This window comes from Microbulbifer sp. TYP-18 (genome assembly GCF_040932045.1).
Classification (GTDB): domain Bacteria; phylum Pseudomonadota; class Gammaproteobacteria; order Pseudomonadales; family Cellvibrionaceae; genus Microbulbifer.
The window spans coordinates 83,681-99,685 of the sequence record NZ_JBFRBC010000002.1 but is presented as its reverse complement, the minus strand read 5'-3'; the positions used below and the strand labels follow the sequence as shown (position 1 = coordinate 99,685).

Annotated in this window: 9 protein-coding genes; 3 read left to right on the top strand and 6 right to left on the bottom strand. The window is 57.2% G+C overall.

Going from position 1 to position 16,005, the window contains the following annotated elements; genetic code table 11:
• Positions 1-507 precede the first annotated feature (507 nt).
• The 6 genes from ABVT36_RS02600 to ABVT36_RS02575 form a co-directional block, all read right to left on the bottom strand.
• Positions 508-1,200: an aspartate/glutamate racemase family protein gene (locus ABVT36_RS02600; RefSeq protein ID WP_368455128.1), complete on the bottom strand. Its 693-nt coding sequence runs from the start codon at positions 1,198-1,200 to the stop codon at positions 508-510.
• Positions 1,201-1,247: 47 nt separating this feature from the next.
• Entirely contained in the window at positions 1,248-1,862 is a 615-nt protein-coding gene (locus tag ABVT36_RS02595; protein WP_367149662.1) for a DUF1287 domain-containing protein, read from the bottom strand.
• Positions 1,863-2,593: 731 nt separating this feature from the next.
• Positions 2,594-3,439, bottom strand: coding sequence for a universal stress protein (locus ABVT36_RS02590; RefSeq protein ID WP_368455127.1), 846 nt, complete (start codon positions 3,437-3,439; stop codon positions 2,594-2,596).
• A gap of 327 nt (positions 3,440-3,766) precedes the next feature.
• Positions 3,767-5,635, bottom strand: a complete 1,869-nt coding sequence (locus tag ABVT36_RS02585; protein WP_368455126.1) for an alpha-amylase family glycosyl hydrolase — start codon at positions 5,633-5,635, stop codon at positions 3,767-3,769.
• Positions 5,636-5,695: 60 nt separating this feature from the next.
• Positions 5,696-8,089 carry a TIM-barrel domain-containing protein gene (locus tag ABVT36_RS02580; RefSeq protein WP_368455125.1) on the bottom strand — a complete coding sequence of 798 codons (2,394 nt, stop codon included), beginning with the start codon at positions 8,087-8,089 and terminating at the stop codon, positions 5,696-5,698.
• A 334-nt stretch (positions 8,090-8,423) separates the two neighbouring features.
• On the bottom strand, positions 8,424-10,280 hold the full coding sequence (locus ABVT36_RS02575) for a glycoside hydrolase family 13 protein (RefSeq protein ID WP_368455124.1): 1,857 nt from the start codon (positions 10,278-10,280) through the stop codon (positions 8,424-8,426).
• 408 nt (positions 10,281-10,688) lie between these two features.
• On the opposite strand from ABVT36_RS02575, the gene ABVT36_RS02570 reads away from it, so the two are divergent.
• From ABVT36_RS02570 to ABVT36_RS02560, 3 genes are all read left to right on the top strand, one after another.
• On the top strand, positions 10,689-12,830 hold the full coding sequence (locus ABVT36_RS02570) for an alpha-amylase family glycosyl hydrolase (RefSeq protein ID WP_368455123.1): 2,142 nt from the start codon (positions 10,689-10,691) through the stop codon (positions 12,828-12,830).
• A 144-nt stretch (positions 12,831-12,974) separates the two neighbouring features.
• Positions 12,975-14,483 carry an MFS transporter gene (locus tag ABVT36_RS02565; RefSeq protein ID WP_368455122.1) on the top strand — a complete coding sequence of 503 codons (1,509 nt, stop codon included), beginning with the start codon at positions 12,975-12,977 and terminating at the stop codon, positions 14,481-14,483.
• Positions 14,484-14,579: 96 nt separating this feature from the next.
• Complete coding sequence (locus tag ABVT36_RS02560; RefSeq protein ID WP_368455121.1) at positions 14,580-15,980, top strand: alanine/glycine:cation symporter family protein; 1,401 nt, start codon at positions 14,580-14,582, stop codon at positions 15,978-15,980.
• Positions 15,981-16,005: the final 25 nt, after the last annotated feature.

Genomic DNA, 16,005 nt, shown 5'->3' with positions numbered 1-16,005 from the left:
ATTAAATGTTTAAAATCGACAAATTTCTTAATAGTTTGGATTGATTGAAAAAAACAGCCAAAAGTATGACGAGTCGAAAACTAGAATAGATTTGAAAAATTGTCCTTAGACAACACTATCTGGAGGGGCTACATCTGAAGAGGTTTATGTGCTGTCAAGACACAATGGGTATCAAGAATCCGTTAAAGAGGGCGAAAGCCACGCAGGTGGCGGTTAAAGGGTAAGCGTGGTCCGGGAACACTCGAAAAGGAGAAGCTGCTAACTGGGGGTGATCCAGAGAGGCAGTGCGGTTGTTATTCATATGCTTGAGAATGTTAAACAGGAGATCATTCGTCCAATTCTAGCAAAATATGCCGGAAAGAGAACAAGCGCCTATACAGATGAATATGATATTAATAACCGGGTCAATGCCTGGGAGTATAAGCGACTTTCAGTTTGTTATTCGGATGGTTGATATGCAAAGGATTATGGTGGCGATGGATTTAAGGGTAGAAAAAATCTTGCATTTTATTTGATTGCCAATTCTACAGCTTTATCCGCATGGATTTTCATTGTATCGTAAAGCGGAATGCGAGTGTGTTGTTGTTTAACTAGCAGTGCGATTTCAGTGCAGCCAAGAATCGCGGATTCCGCGCCTTTTAAATGTAAGTTATCAATTATCTGAAGATAAGATTGTCTGGATGAATCACTGATTTTCCCGAGGCATAGCTCTTTATAAATCACCTGATGAATGATCTCTTGTTCATGATTATCTGGTATAACGACGTTAATCCCATACTTTTCTGATAATCTGGTTTTAAAAAAATCTTGCGTCATAGTGAATTTGGTTCCAAGAAGACCGACTTGCCTGATTCCCTCAGAGATAAGTTTTTCGGCTGTTGCATCCGCGATATGGATGAGAGGAATAGAAATGGCAGATTGAACCTCCTCTGCCACCTTGTGCATAGTATTTGTGCAGATCAGAAGGAAGTCGGCTCCACCTGCCTGAACAGATTGCGCCGCCCTGGAAAGGATGTATGCAGTTTCTTTCCAGCAACCTTTGTGTTGCAGTTTTTCTATTTCATGAAAATCAACACTGTAGAGACAGATTTTTGCGGAGTGTAATCCACCTAGGGCTTGCTTTACGCCTTCGTTTATGGCTTTGTAATAGCTCAAAGTTGACTCCCAACTCATTCCCCCTAGCAGGCCAATTGTTTTCATTGCTCACCTAATGAATTCATATGTCAGATAAATTTCCTGGTTGTAGTTTATTCATTAGTCCCCTGGCTAACAGCTTGATATGTCTCTGGAATATAACGAAAATGTCCAGTAATTTCATAGGTAAAGAGCATGTCATCCAATACTGGACCTGCGCCAATGTTGTGAGCGACAAGAGGATTTCCGCTGTGTTTGGAAATTCTGTCTGTGATGATACCAATATGGGGTAAATTGCCTGGAAGCATCCAGGTAACGATATCCCCTGGAGTATAATCTGTGGGTAATTGGCTTATCTTCAATGTGATCCCCTGTCGGGAGAAAAATGACTGAAGGTTCGGTACCCGTCGATGATCTATATTGCGATCTGGCTTATTGAGCCCCCAAATTCGCTTCGAAGGATAGTCATTAAAATGAGCCGAAATATCCTCGTGGACAAGTTTTTGCAAATCGACGCCGACTGCACGATAAGATCGTATAACTACATCAGTGCAAACCCCAATATGGCTTGGTACATCGCCGTTAGGATAAGGGATTGAGTGGTAAGAGCCGTCATAGACAATTTGTTGAGTGGTCCGAAAGAGAGCTGCTTCGACCAGCTTGTCTTCAAAGCTGGCGTATGAATTTTGCGAAAACGCTAATATTATCAGAAGCAGGAATTTACGCATAAAGCCCCCTCTCTCAATATTTGTATAATAAATCTACAAAGTTTTTAAAATGGCAATGTTCAAATTAGAGTCACAATAGCTGTTTGCAATTTACCAGCTCATGACTTACATGGAAGATTAAATTTCTAAGTTTATAAGTCGGTTTAATGGGCGACGCGTCTATTTGCCGGTTTCCCAACTGTCAATCTATTATTGGTTTCTATATTTCCAAATAATTGATTAGTGCGTCAGGCAATGTATCCCGCCAATTCAAGTGGGAGTGCCCCTTTTGTACTCCCTGTAACTTAGCTTATATCCTTGATGGTTATGGATGGATTTACCATTAACGCTTTTCGCGGATTTCCTGAAAGAGAAAATAATCAACTAGCTAACAGGAGTTGGCACAAATGTCCCATATAGAAAGTGAGTTATTGTTACCAGTATTCCAAAAAATGGTACTGAATGTCACCCCCTGTATTTATTGGGTTTTTGGGGGGCGCTGTTCCTCTTGCAGGGGAACCGTGGCGATGATCGAAAATTCTTCTGGACTGGGGCTGGCTCAAAAAGGTATGTAGGAATCCAGTATCACCCAGCCTATCTTTTCGGGTGACTACTTGTGATTGGATGGGTAAGGGAGATGACCTGGATCTTTGTTGACCCTCGAAGTGTCATTGGGAAATTGGATCACAGGTTGCCCGGGACATGGTGGACAAGCCGGCAGGGTGCCGGGCTGTCCACCATGTCCCGGGGAGTCAGTCGGCCTCGGTAGTGGTGAATTCGTTACACACCACCACGTCCACGTCCAGGTTGCCGATGACGCGCTCCGCTGTGTTGCCGCGCAGGAGGGAGCCGGTGGCCCCGTACTGGTTGAGGGTGCCCATGACCACCACATCCGCATTGATTTCGCGGGCCACTTCGGCCACCACGTCGCTGGTGTAACCCTGTTTGACGTGGATGCGGTCAGTGGGGACACCGGTCTTTTGAGCCAGCTTTGCCAGGGCACCGCGATCCGGGTAGAGCATGGAGTCCAGGTAGGCATTGACCAGGTGTAGCTCGGCACCGTAGTTGGCGGCGATATAGCGCGCCCGCTCGCTGACCTGGCGGTTGAGCTGGCGCTGCTGGGTGGTCTGCGCCTGGTAGTTGACGGTGGCCAGTACCACCTGGCGCCGGTCCTTGGCACCGGGGCGGATCAATACCACCGGACACTTGGCCTGCTTGAGCACCTGCCACTTGGACTCGGCAAAGGTGAAGCGGCGACTGGCCTTGGCGTGTACCGGCAGGTAGATCATTTCGGCGTTGCAGCGCTTGGATTCCTGGATGATGGCGTCCTGCCAGTCACTGGACCAGCAAACGGTGATTTCGCACTCCAGCCCGGCGCTGGTGATGGGCTCGCGAATCTGCTCGCGAAACCAGGATTCATCGCGGAACAGATGGTCGTTGACGGCTCGGGTGTCGACGGCTTCGCCATCGACGGCCACAAATACGGCGAGGCGCGGTTGCGGGTCGCGCAGTTGTGAAGTGGCCAGGGCACGTTCCAGTGCAACATGCCGGTCATCATTGGGGTCGACGACGACGAATAAGGTGTGCTGCTGTTGCATTTTTTCTCCAAGTATCGCTGAAAATAGAGATCAGATGGCCATCCCTCCGGTGGGGCTCTTTGTCCCCGGAGCCGGTATTGGTATCGCGTGATTCGCAGTCCGGTAAGCCAATATAAACCCGGATAAATCCCGTGAAGCGAGGCATTTGTGTCTGGGCCTGCCGGGGATGGGCACTGGGTGGGTCTGTTTCACTGCCGGATGCAGAGTATCTCCGCCGGATGTTGTTACTTTATGGCGGGATGATAGCAGATCCCAGGGGAGGGGTCTTGAGGCAGGTCAACGGAAATGCGAACCGCGGCTGGCCGCGGTTCGCGGGCGATTGAGGGATTAGCGGCCGACCCGAAATATACGGTAGCCGAGAGGCGCCAGGTGGACTGTGACACTGCCCTCGCCGTTCTCCACCTTAAGCTCAGCGGTAGCGGTCTCATCGAGCTGGCCTGTCAGGGGATAGCTGCCATCCGCCAGTTGCCAGGCCTGGATCAACTGCGGGGGCAGGCGCAGAGCGATCCGGGTTCCCTGAGGGGCAAAATTGGCGATGACGATGAGGCGCTGGGCACCGGACCAGCGTGCGAAACTGTAGAGTTTTCCGGTGTAGTCGCTGTTGTGCTTGCGGTTGAATTGGTGCAGGTCCGCGAATTCCCCCCGCAGGGCCTCACTGTGGGTGGAAAATCTCAGCAGGCGGCGGTAGAAGTCCCGCAGGGCTCTCTCGTCACCGGTCAGCTGGCCGCCGTCAAAGCGGCCGTGGTTGTTCCAGCGACGGATGCTGGGTACCGAGCCGTAGTCAAAGATGGAGGTGCGGCCGGCCTTGCCGAAGCCGGCGTCCTCGCTGGCGGTCTCGCCCAATTCCTGGCCGAAATAGATCAGGGTGGGGGCGGGGGAAAGCGTGGCCGAGACCACCATTCCGGGCCTGCCCGCCGCGGCGCTGCCGGCGAAGTCCGCGCTGGCAATACGGTGCTCGTCGTGGTTTTCCAGGAAGTGCAGCATATGTGGGGCGATATCGGCCAGGCTGGCCTGGACCCGGGCGATGGCGTCGGTGCTGCCCCCGCCCTCCATCACCGCGCGGATTGCATCGTAGGTGCCGACCTTGTCGTAGAGGTAGTCCATTTTGCCCAGGTAAATGTAGTCCCGGTAGCGGTCGGGATTGTATATCTCCGCCAGCAGCAGTGCCTGGGGGTTGCGCATCTTGATGGCGGAGTTCAGGTAGCTCCAGAACTCCACCGGTACCATGCCGGACATGTCGAAGCGAAATCCATCCACACCGAAGTCGAGCCAGTAGAAGGCGATATCGCGGAATTTGTGCCAGGAGTCAGGCAGGTCCTTGTCCGCCCAAAAAGCCGCGTGTTCAGCGATTGTCTTGTCGCCGTAGTTGGGGGGGAGTTCGGGAAAATCCCTGCTGCCGTCCGGGCGCAGGCCAAAATTGACCTTGACCGTTTCATACCAGTCGTCGATACGCGGCTGTGCGGCCCGGGCGCCATTGCCGGTCCATTTGGCCGGGCTCTCCGCGAAGGCGCCGTCCACCAGTGGGTGCGGCTCGCCGTTGAGTGGTCGATAGTCCCCACTGTCGGGAACCCTGAAATCCTCGCCGGGGACATAATAAAAGTTGTTGTCGCGGGCATAGGTGACCGAGGTATCGTCATCCGCCCCGAAGTCGCGCACCCCCTGGGGTTTGTTCAGGGAGTGGTAGGCGCGGGCCACATGGTTGGGCACTATATCGATGATTACCCTTAGGCCGGCATTGTGGCTGCGTTCAACCAGTGCGCGAAATTCCCGCAGGCGTTGCGCCGGGTTGTCGGCCAGGTCGGGGTTCACACTGTAATAATCCCTGATGGCGTAAGGGGAGCCCGCCCGGCCCTTCACCACGTCCGGGTCGTCACTGTCGATGCCATAGGCGGTGTAGTCCCCCACCAGGGCGTGGTGCAATACCCCCGTGTACCAGATATGCGTAGCTCCCAGATCGCGAATTTCCGCCAGTGCCCCAGGGGTGAAATCACTGAACTTGCCGACGCCATTGTCCTGGATGGTGCCCCAGGGTTTGTTGGTGGCATTGGTATTGCCGAACAGGCGCGTCATCACCTGGTAAATCACCGGTTTTTCCACCGGCGCGCCTGCCGCAGCGGCCTGCCCGGTGTCCGGGTCCCCGCCGTCGCAACCCAGGGCGACCAGTGCCAAACCCGCGGTAAAAAGTTTTTTCAGCATTATATCCATGGCAGTAACGTCGTTGTTGTCATCAGTTGCAGTCGGACTTGGTGGCGTCTGTCAGAACTCCACTTTCAGGGTGCTTTGTGTTTGCTTCCAGTCGAACTTGATCCGCAGTTGCCGGGCTCGCCGGTCGAACCAGGCACCGGTGGTCGCTCGGGCAAATTCCTTTTCCCGCTGGAACAGTGTCAGTTGTCCACCGTTGGCGGTCACTTGCGCGGGCGCATCTGTCCAGTTGTGCAGATTCAGGCTTATCCGGCGTTGCTCAGGCTCCCCGGTGTAGCCAGCCCCCTCCCGGTGGAATAAAAACCGGATTCCGCTCTGCTCCCGGTTGGCGTCGAAGTGCAGTTTGCGATAGCGGCCGGCTGTAAAGGCATTGACGGTCTCGCCGTCGTCCTCGTAGATATAGCCACTGGAGCGCGGGGATGAGGGGTGGGCATAGTAATCCAGCGTGAGTTCCGCGCTGGAATAGTTCCCTGTGTTGGCCATGTCGGCCACGGTTGGGATAAAGGCGCCGGCGCGCACCAGCACCGGGATTGTCTCCAGGTCTACGGCGATAGAGGCGGTATCACCGGAATATTGATTGTCGTTCCAGTAATCGAACCAGACACCGCCGGGCAGCTTCACGTCCACTTTTCGGACGCCGGCGGCGGTGATCGGTGCCACCAGAAATTCGTCGCCCCACAGGTAGGCGTCATGGCGATCCATCAGCTGCGGCTTGTTTTCATCAGTGAAAAACAATGGGCGCATCAGCGGCATACCCGCCTGGCTGTTTTCGAATGCCAGGGTGTAGTTGTAGGGGAGCAGTCGGTAGCGCAGTTTGATAAATGCGCGGGTGATATCGCGGGTTTTGCGGTCGTGGAATACCGGTTCAGAGGCGATGTGTTCCTGCGCATGGGGGCGGTAGACGGGCTGAAAAACTCCGTATTGCAGCCAGCGGATATAAAGCTCCCGGTCAAATTTGTCGCCGCCGGCGAAGCCGCCCAGGTCCGAGTGGGTGTAGCCGAAACCCAGCAGACCCATGGACAATGCCAGTTCCACCTGGGGTTGCAGGCCGCCCCAGGAGCGCGCCACATCGCCGGTCCAGGGAATCATGCCGAAGCGCTGGGAGCCGGCAAAGCCGGCGCGCATCATAATAAAGGGGCGGCGTTGCGGGTAGGCAGCGGTTTGTCTTTCGTGTAGCAACTGCGCCCAGCGGTGGCCGTAGGCATTGTGTATTTCGTCGGCCATTCCGATGGCGTGCACCGTGTCCGATGGGTGCACTTCCGGCTCGCCGAGGTCGCCCCACCAGCCGCTGACGCCCTGTTGCAGCAGACCATCGTAGATATTCCAGAACCAGTCGCCGGCACGCTCGGAGAAAACGTCGATCAGTCCGGTGTTGCCAAAGTAGAAATCGAACCGCTTGGGCTGCCCGGCAAGGTTTTTTGCCAGTGCGCCGGCGGCCACCGCCTGGTCCCATCGTTCCGATGTGGAGAGTACAAATGGCTCGGTGACGAGAATGGTATGGATTCCGCGCCGATTGAAATCCGCTATCATTTCTTCGGGCTGTGGGAAGGCGTTTTTGTCCCAGGCCAGGTTGCCCATATGGCCCTGGATATCCGCGCCGAACCAATAGAGATCCAGTACCACCGCATCCAGGGGGAAATCCTCCGCGGCGAATTTATCCACCGTGGCCCTCACCTCCGCTTCGCTATGGTAGCCAAAGCGGGAAGCGAAATTGCCCAGCGCCCAGCGCGGCGGCAGTGGTTGCCTGCCGGTCACATCCACATAGTTTTCCATCAGTTGGGGATAGCTTTTGCCGGTGGCGATAATGTAGGAGGTGCGGCCGCCGACGGCCTCGAACTGCAACACATCGTCTTCGCTGGCACCGAGGTCGAGGTTGCCGGTGGCACTGTTGTCAAACAGCAATATATATTTGTTGCTGGACAGTATCGCGGGCAGGCCAAAATACATTTGTTCCGATTCGGTGCTGTAACCATAGTGTGCCCGGTTGTAGAGGGGCAGGCGTTTGCCGCGGCGGTCCATACCCAGTACCCGCTCGCCGCCACCGAGTAGCTTTTCACCTTCTTCCAGTGAAAAGCGGAAACCGCGCAGTGTCTGGTTGGCGAAAAATCCCGACTCCTCCTGAGTCAGCAGTTTGCTGCCGCGATAGTACTGGATTCTGAAAGGTTGTTTGTGAATAACGGCGCTGAGGCCGGCGAGGCTATAGGTGAGCTGGTCAGGTTGCTCACTCAGCTGGGCGGTGAGCGGCGCCCGCTGTCCTCCGGCGATGGCAAAAGAAGGTAGTTGCCGGACGCCCTCGCGCTGGTAGTGTACTTCCAGGGCGCTGTCGTTGAGGGGCCTGAGGCTGACGGTGGCATCGCTGAGTTGCACAATTAGTGCATCCCCGCTCAGCCGGTGGTGGAGGTAGTGGCGTTCGCCGGCATTCACCAGCCCCGCGATCAGCAGGGCCATTATTATTGTGCAGCTGCGTATTACACTTTTACCGGTCATCATCACCTCTTATTTAGGTCTTAGCGGTTGCTGTCCTCACAGCAACCCTTCAGGAAATTTATTACCTGCGCGCCCTTTGCTGCCTGGACAGTGGCTGGGGCGGCAGGGTATTGCCTGTAATTCAGCAGCGGTGCAATTGATCCGCCGGGAAAATCCTTGCAGGTTGCTGCATAATCTTTTCCTGGCTTTCCTCAATACGGGTTTGAGATGCATGTCCGCAAACCCTTTGCGATAAATCGAGCAGCTACACGCTTGATTTGCTGATCCTTACTTTGTTCCTGGATGGGCTGGGGGCTCAATAGATCTCAGCAACCAGAACGTCCCTGGCGGGCAGCTCCAGACGGGACAGGGGGTAAATGTTGCCGCTCACGATATCGCGGGCTCTCTTTTTCCCCGCGAGGACCTCGGAAAAACGATCGATATCCACTGTTGCCGGCTCGCTGCCTTTGTTCATGGCCACCATGACGATTTTTTCGTCGTCGTAGCGGAAATAAACGTAGGTATTGTCGTGGGGTGCAAACTGCATCAGGCGGCCCCGGTGAATGACCGGGTTGTCCCGCCGCCAGCGAAACAGAGTCCGGACAAAATCCTGGGCCTGTTTCCGTTTGTCGCTGAGCCCTTTGCCGGTAAAGGCATTGACGGCGTCCCCCTTCCAGCCGCCGGGGAAATCTCCGCGCACAACACCATCGTCGCGGTGCTTGGGGCTTTCCATCAGCACTTCGTCGCCGTAGAAGAACTGGGGTATGCCGCGCATGGTGGCGAGATAGGCGATCGCCATGCGATAGAGCCCCGGATCGTCGTCGAGTTGGCTGAAGAGGCGGCTGGTATCGTGGTTGCCGCCAAAGATCACCAAGCGCTGCGGGTTGGGGTATACGAAATCGTGGGCCAACCCCTGGTAAAGGGAGGTCAGTCCGCTGTTCCAGTTATCGTCCTGGGCCAACCCCTCGCGCAAGGCGTAATGCAGGGGGAAATCCATCATGCTTTTCACGCGGCCGCCGGTGACTTCGCCGTTTTCTTTTCGCTGCCAGCGGGCGATCAGAGGAGCGCTGCGGGTCCACTCCTCACCCACGATATTGAAGTTGGGGTACTCGCGGTGGACACGTTCGGCCCAGGACTGCAGAAAGTCCGGGTCCGGGTAGGTATAGGTGTCGGCGCGAATACCACTCAGGCCCGCAAACTCTATCCACCAAATGGTGTTCTGAATCAGGTAATTGGTCACCAGTGGGTGGCGCTGGTTCAGGTCGGGCATGGAATCCACGAACCAGCCGCGCAGAAACTGGCTCTTGTCGGTTTCGCTCACATAGGGATCTGCCAGTGCGATCAGGGCGTGGTTGGTGATGGTGATCTCATCCGCGCCCGTGCCGTTGAGCCAGTTCTGGTCCGGCAAGTCGTCCATCCACCAGTGCCCGTCGCCAATATGGTTGAGCACCATATCCTGGATAACGCCAATGCCCTTGGCGTTCGCAGCGGCGACAAACCGGCGAAAATCCTCGTTGGTACCAAAGCGCGGATCGATACGGTAGTAGTCTGTGGCGGAGTAGCCGTGGTAGGAGTATTCCCTCTGGTCGTTTTCCACCAGCGGATTGGGCCACAGGGCGGTAAAGCCCAGGTCGGCAATGTAGTCCAGGTGCCGCTGCATACCGGCGATATCGCCGCCGTGGCGGCCGCCGGGAGCCTGGCGGTTTGGGGCTTCCTGCATCCCGGGCACTGTGTCGTTATCCGGATTGCCGTTGGCAAAGCGGTCCGGCGTGATCAGGTAGATGGCGTCGCGACTGTCGAAGCCGCGGCGGCCGGCGGAGCCGGGCCCACGCTCGCGCAGGGAATAGGCGAAGCTGGCGGCGATCCGCTCACCGTCGAGCAGGGCTATGTCCACTGTGCCCGGCGCGGCCTGCGCGGAAATGGACAGGTTGATGAACAGGTAGTTGGGGTTGCCCAGGGTTTCCGAGCCCAGGAGGGTGACTCCCGGGTAGGACAGGCTGGGCTTCAGACCGGCCAGATTTTCTCCGTAAAGCAGCAACTGGAGCTGCGGCTCATGCATACCCGCCCACCAGAAGGGAGGCTCCACGCGCTCCAGCGGATCCGCCGGGCGGCCTATTGAAACCTGCGGCAGGCAGAGCAGCGCAACAGCCAGGCCCGAGAGCGCTTTTGTCATGGATTACCTCCAGGTGCCACCTCGGCACGAATTTATTCTTTTAAGCCGCCAATCCAACCGATGGTCCACACATCGTTTGGATTGACGCCCTTGAAAACCTGCGTAATTACGTAAAATCGCCCGCTTTTCAAGAGGTTGCGCCGGCCTCTGTCCGGCGACGACACATCCTCGTACCCCATTAACCCGGCAACTTATAGAGTCGCCGGGTTAATAACAGCCCATTGTTGCCCAGTGGCACAGCTTTTCACTCCCCCCCGGCACAGGGGGAGTCTTGGCGCATAAATCATCCACCACCCCCGGGGGGAGGATGTGTCGCTCGATTCGGGTACTTGAAACTGCCGCTGAGGTTCGCGGGGTGGTCGGCCGCGAGGGGCAATGCTGAGACACATAGTAATGGTGAGAAACCCTATGAATAGAATCTTTTGGACAGTGGCGCTGATGACTGTCAGCCTGGTCGCACAGGCGGAATGGTACCTGCGGGGCACACACAACAACTGGCAGGCCGACCCCATGCAGGATGTCGGTAGCAATACCGTCGTCGCCAACAGTGTGGTTTTTATGACCGCTGGGGAAATCAAGTTCGACCGCTGGGGGGACTGGAGCGAGAACTACGGCGCGAACCAACAGCAGAATGGCGCCAATATTCCAGTCGCTGCCGGCACCTGGGACATTTCCTTTTATACCGATACCAAGGATTACCGCATTGACCCGGCGAATCCGTCCGGTGGCGGTCTGCAATTGCATCTGCGCGGCACCCACAACGGCTGGGCAACCGGTGATCTGCTCAGTGACCTGGGTGGCGGTCAGTACGGGGCCTGTCGCAACTTCGTCGGTGGGGACGGAAACGGTGGCCCGCGTTTCAAGATTGACCCCAACGGTGGTTGGGGCGGTGACGAATTCCCGGCATCGGATGTGGCAGCGAGTGGCTGGACTGAAATAGTAGTGGACGGAAACAGCCTTTCGCTAGTTAGCGTAACCACCGACCTTGGCGAGAACTGCGGTATGACGGACTTCCGTTCGCGCAGTATGTATTTTGTGTTTGTGGATCGCTTCGCCAACGGTGATTCCACCAACGACAATGGCAACAATGCTGCCGCCACCTCGACAGTGAAGCAGAACGGTGGCTTGTCCGAGTGGAAGAAGTACTGGGGCGGCGATATCCAGGGGTTGATCGATAAGCTCGATTACCTGCAGGCCCTGGGTGTCTCGGCGATCTGGGTCACGCCCCTCAATAACAATATCGACAACTCCGGCAGCGATGGCGCCTACCATGGCTACTGGGGCCGCGACTTTTACGAAGTGGATGAACATTTGGGGGACTGGGCGCTGGTGGACCAACTGGATGCGGCGATGGAGGCGCGCGGCATGAAACTGGTGTTGGACATTGCCCTCAACCATTCCAACCAGGATGACCAGTACGAGTTCGGTGCCCTGTATAAAGAGGGCGTATTTGTTACTGATTATTTGCAGGATAATGGTACCTGGTATCACCGCAACGGCGCTATCGCCGACTGTGGCGACAGTGACCCGGCCACCCAGTGCCCCGGTGAATGGAACGACCCCTGGTCCTTCCGCAACAAGACTTTGTTCAACCTCACCGATTTCAACCATGGAGTGAGCGCAAACAGCACTGCGGACCAGTACCTGATCGATGCGGCGCTCAAGTGGATGTCCCACGGTGTCGACGCTTTTCGGATCGATGCGATCAAACATATAGAGCCGGGTTTTATCAATCGCTTTAGCGCAGCGGTACGGGCAGTGAATCCGGATGTATATATTTTTGGTGAATGGTATGGCGCCGGTGCCGGTGACAGCCTGTCGATGCAATTTCTCAACGAGGGTCGGGGTTCGGAGTTGCTGGACTTCCGCTTGCGCGACCATATAGAGAACGCAATCGCCGGTGACATCACCATGACCGCACTCAATGCCCATATCGAATCGCGCACCGGTGCCATGGGTGGTCGCGAGAGCTGGCAACCGATATTTCTCGACAATCACGATGCCACCCGCACCAGTGTCTATCTGCAGACCAGTGGTCCGGTGGACAATGGCCGCACCGGCAAGGGGTTTAGCAAGGCGCTGGCGGATGCGCGCCAGAATCTGGGTATGGCACTGGTGATGACACTGCCCGGCATCCCCACCGTTTACTACGGTAGCGAGCAGAACTCCACCTGGTTTACCGCCAATGGCGATGGCCAGATAGGGCACGACCCCTACAACCGCGAGGCCATGCCGTCGTTCAGCCAGACCACCACCGCATTTCAGCGGATCAAGGCGCTGGCAGAATTGCGTGCCCAGAGCCCGGCGCTGGCAAGGGGCAGTTATACCGAGCGCTGGATCAATAGCGATATCCTGGTATTCGAGCGCCAGGCCGCCGGTGATTCCGTAGTGGTGGCGGTCAATCGCGGGGGCAGCACCTCCATTACTGTCAGTGCCTTGGGACTGGCGGATGGACAGTACAATAGCTTAACCAGTGCCGATGTGGTGAATGTCAGCGGTGGCTCAGCGGTTCTGAACCTGGATGCCAACGAAGTGATAGTGTTGCACTGATAACCTGTTGTTGGGGAAAGCCAGGGAAGGCTTTTTCAATAACCCGGCCCTCCACCCCCGGTGGGGAGGAGGGCCGGGTTGTCCGCGCCTGCGACAATCCGGGCATAACCATAAGCGCGTGCAACAGATTCAGCGGTGATTGCTATGTCCGATCCGGTAGCCGGGGCCCCGGTCCAGCCCAAACTCCCCTTCTGGCAGGTGTGGAATGTAAGCCTAGGATTTCTCGGGGTGCAGTTCGGTTTTGCCCTGCAGAATGCCAACGCCAGCCGGATTCTGTCCGACCTGGGGGCGGACCTGCATTCGCTGTCGCTGTTCTGGATAGTGGCTCCATTGATGGGGCTGATTGTGCAGCCGATCGTAGGCTCCGCTTCCGACCGCACCTGGAACCGCTTTGGCCGCCGCAATCCCTATATACTGTTTGGCGCAGTCGCGGCGGCATTGGGGATGGCGTTTATGCCCAATGCTAGTATCGCAGTGGTCTTTATTGCGCCCATCCTTTTCGGTGGTGTGATGCTGGCGCTGATGGATGCGGCCTTTAATGTCACCATGCAACCCTTTCGCGCCCTGGTGTCCGATATGGTGCCCTCGCAGCAGCGCACCCTGGGCTATTCGGTCCAGTCCCTGCTGATCAATATCGGCGCTGTGCTGGGTTCCACGCTGCCCTTTATTCTCACCAATGTGGTGGGGCTGGAGAATACTGCGCGGGCCGGTGAAGTGGCGCCCTCGGTGATTTGGGCCTTCTATGTGGGCGCTACCGTGCTGCTGGGCAGTGTCCTGTGGACAGTGGTGCGCACCCGGGAATACCCACCCAAACAGTACAATGCTTACAAGGGCATCGATGAGGCACAGCTTGCCCGGGAGCTGGCGGAGCGCCAAACCCTGTGGCAACGGCTGCGGGGTTTCATGGGGTTGCTTTGGGATATGCCTAAAACCATGCGTCAACTGGCGCTGGTGCAATTCTTCTCCTGGTTCGCGCTGTTTATCATGTGGGTATACACCACCCCCGCTATTACTCAACATGTGTGGGGTGTGGAGGCCAAATGGTTCGATCACGATTATCTGGCCACTCTAGACCAGATCCCCGCCCATATCGCCGCGGCCAAAGGGGCAGCCGGTGACTGGGTGGGGATTATCTTTGCCGCCTACTCGCTGTTTGCAGCGGTTTTTTCTATCGCTCTGACCCGTATTGCCACTGCGCTGGGGCGCAGGGCGACCTACTCCCTGTCCCTGTTGCTGGGCGGCCTGGGGTATATCAGTTTCCTGCTGTTTCGGGGCGGTGAGGCGATCCAGGTCAACCTGCTGATTACCCAAGTGACTGTGCCCTCCGGTGCGCTGGGTCTGTTGCTGCCCATGGTGGGCGTGGGCATTGCCTGGGCGGCGATTCTGGCCATGCCCTACGCGATCCTGTCCGACGCCCTGCCCGCCAGTAAAACCGGTGTCTACATGGGCATCTTCAACTTCACCATCGCCGCGCCGCAGATTCTGTCGGCCCTGGTGGCGGGCCCGATACTGCACAGTGTGTTCGACAACCGGGCCATCTACATCATTGTTTTGGCCGGGGTATTTATGCTGTGTGGCTCTGTATCGGTGTGGTTTGTGCGGGAAACGGGCACTGCAGCGGGTGAAGTGGAGCCGGGGGCGGCCACTGCCTGACTGAAACCTCTTCCTAGACGTTGGCGCGGCGGTTTTGACAGAGGCGGGTGCCTCTTCATAGACTCGTTGGTTTGCTGACTGGCACCCGAATTTCCTATGTCTTTGTTAGAGTCCATCGATGCGGCACTGGCCGCCTTCGCCTCATTCGTCTGGGGCACGCCTCTGCTGGTACTGCTGGTGGGGGGCGGCCTGACACTGCTGCTGCTCTCCCGGGGCAGGCCCTACCGGCATCTCGGCCACAGTGTCGACTTGCTGCGGGGAAAATACGACCGCCCGGATGACCCCGGACAGGTACCGCACCGGCAGGCACTGTCCACCGCCCTGTCGGGCACCCTGGGCCTGGGCAATATCGCCGGTGTGGCGATAGCCATCAGTACCGGCGGCCCCGGCGCCATCTTCTGGATGTGGGTAACGGCGGTGGTGGGTGTGGCCACCAAGTTCTATACCGCGACGCTGGCGGTTATGTACCGCGGCCACGATGCCTCCGGCGAGCTGCAGGGCGGCCCCATGTACGTGATCCGCGAGGGACTGGGGCGGCGCTGGATGCCGCTGGCGCTGCTGTTTGCGGTGGCGGGCCTGTGCGGCATGCTGCCGGTTTTTCAGTCCAACCAGACGGCGCAGCTGCTGCGGGAATCCTTCGCGGTACCGCTGGGGATCGTGGGCGGGGATGGCTCACTGTGGTTCGACTTCGCCATAGGTCTGGTGCTGGCACTGGCGGCTGCCGTAGTGATTGCTGGCCGTATCCAGCGTATCGGCAAATTCGCCGAGCGACTGGTGCCGTCCATGGTGCTGTTCTACCTGGCGTTGACCGTCATCGTAATCGGCCACTTCTGGCGCGAGGTGCCGGCGGCTCTGGCAATGATCTTCGATGACGCTTTTTCCGGTCAGGCGGTGGCCGGTGGCACACTCGGTGCCGTGATTGCCACCGGTATCAGTCGCGGAGCCTTTTCCAACGAGGCGGGGATCGGCACTGAGTCGCTGGCGCACGGTGCGGCCAAGACCAGTGAGCCGGTGCGCGAGGGTGTGGTGGCCATGGTGGGGCCCATCATCGACACATTGGTGGTCTGTACCTGTACCGCCCTGGTGATTCTGCTCACCGGGGTATGGCAGCAGGGAGTGGGCATGGAGGGGATCTCATTGACCGCGGAAGCCTTTTCACAGGTCTTCGGCCAGTGGGGGCCGCTTTTGCTGTTGGCCATGGTGTTGCCTCTGGCGTTCAGCACCATCGTCACCTTTTGGTATTACGGTGTGAAGTGTTTTGTGTTTTTGTTTGGTACCCGCTTCCAGGCTTTCTACACTGCGCTCTATATCGTCTTGATCGTGATCGGCGCCGTGGCGTCCCTGAACTCGGTCAACAGCATCATTATCGGTATGTACGCGATTATGGCGATACCCACCATGACCTCTACGCTGCTGCTTGCGGGCAGGGTCAACCGCGCGGCGCACGATTATTTTACCCGTCACCAGTTGGAGGCCCCGCCGGTGGCGGCGAATTAAAGGACTCAGTACAGCAAGGCCGGGG

Bases quoted from the DNA above. Each gene is read 5' to 3' on its own strand.
- ABVT36_RS02600 (WP_368455128.1), bottom strand. From the start codon at position 1,200: ATGAAAACAATTGGCCTGCTAGGGGGAATGAGTTGGGAGTCAACTTTG.
- ABVT36_RS02595 (WP_367149662.1), bottom strand. From the start codon at position 1,862: ATGCGTAAATTCCTGCTTCTGATAATATTAGCGTTTTCGCAAAATTCA.
- ABVT36_RS02590 (WP_368455127.1), bottom strand. From the start codon at position 3,439: ATGCAACAGCAGCACACCTTATTCGTCGTCGTCGACCCCAATGATGAC.
- ABVT36_RS02585 (WP_368455126.1), bottom strand. From the start codon at position 5,635: ATGCTGAAAAAACTTTTTACCGCGGGTTTGGCACTGGTCGCCCTGGGT.
- ABVT36_RS02580 (WP_368455125.1), bottom strand. From the start codon at position 8,089: ATGGCCCTGCTGATCGCGGGGCTGGTGAATGCCGGCGAACGCCACTAC.
- ABVT36_RS02575 (WP_368455124.1), bottom strand. From the start codon at position 10,280: ATGACAAAAGCGCTCTCGGGCCTGGCTGTTGCGCTGCTCTGCCTGCCG.
- ABVT36_RS02570 (WP_368455123.1), top strand. From the start codon at position 10,689: ATGAATAGAATCTTTTGGACAGTGGCGCTGATGACTGTCAGCCTGGTC.
- ABVT36_RS02565 (WP_368455122.1), top strand. From the start codon at position 12,975: ATGTCCGATCCGGTAGCCGGGGCCCCGGTCCAGCCCAAACTCCCCTTC.
- ABVT36_RS02560 (WP_368455121.1), top strand. From the start codon at position 14,580: ATGTCTTTGTTAGAGTCCATCGATGCGGCACTGGCCGCCTTCGCCTCA.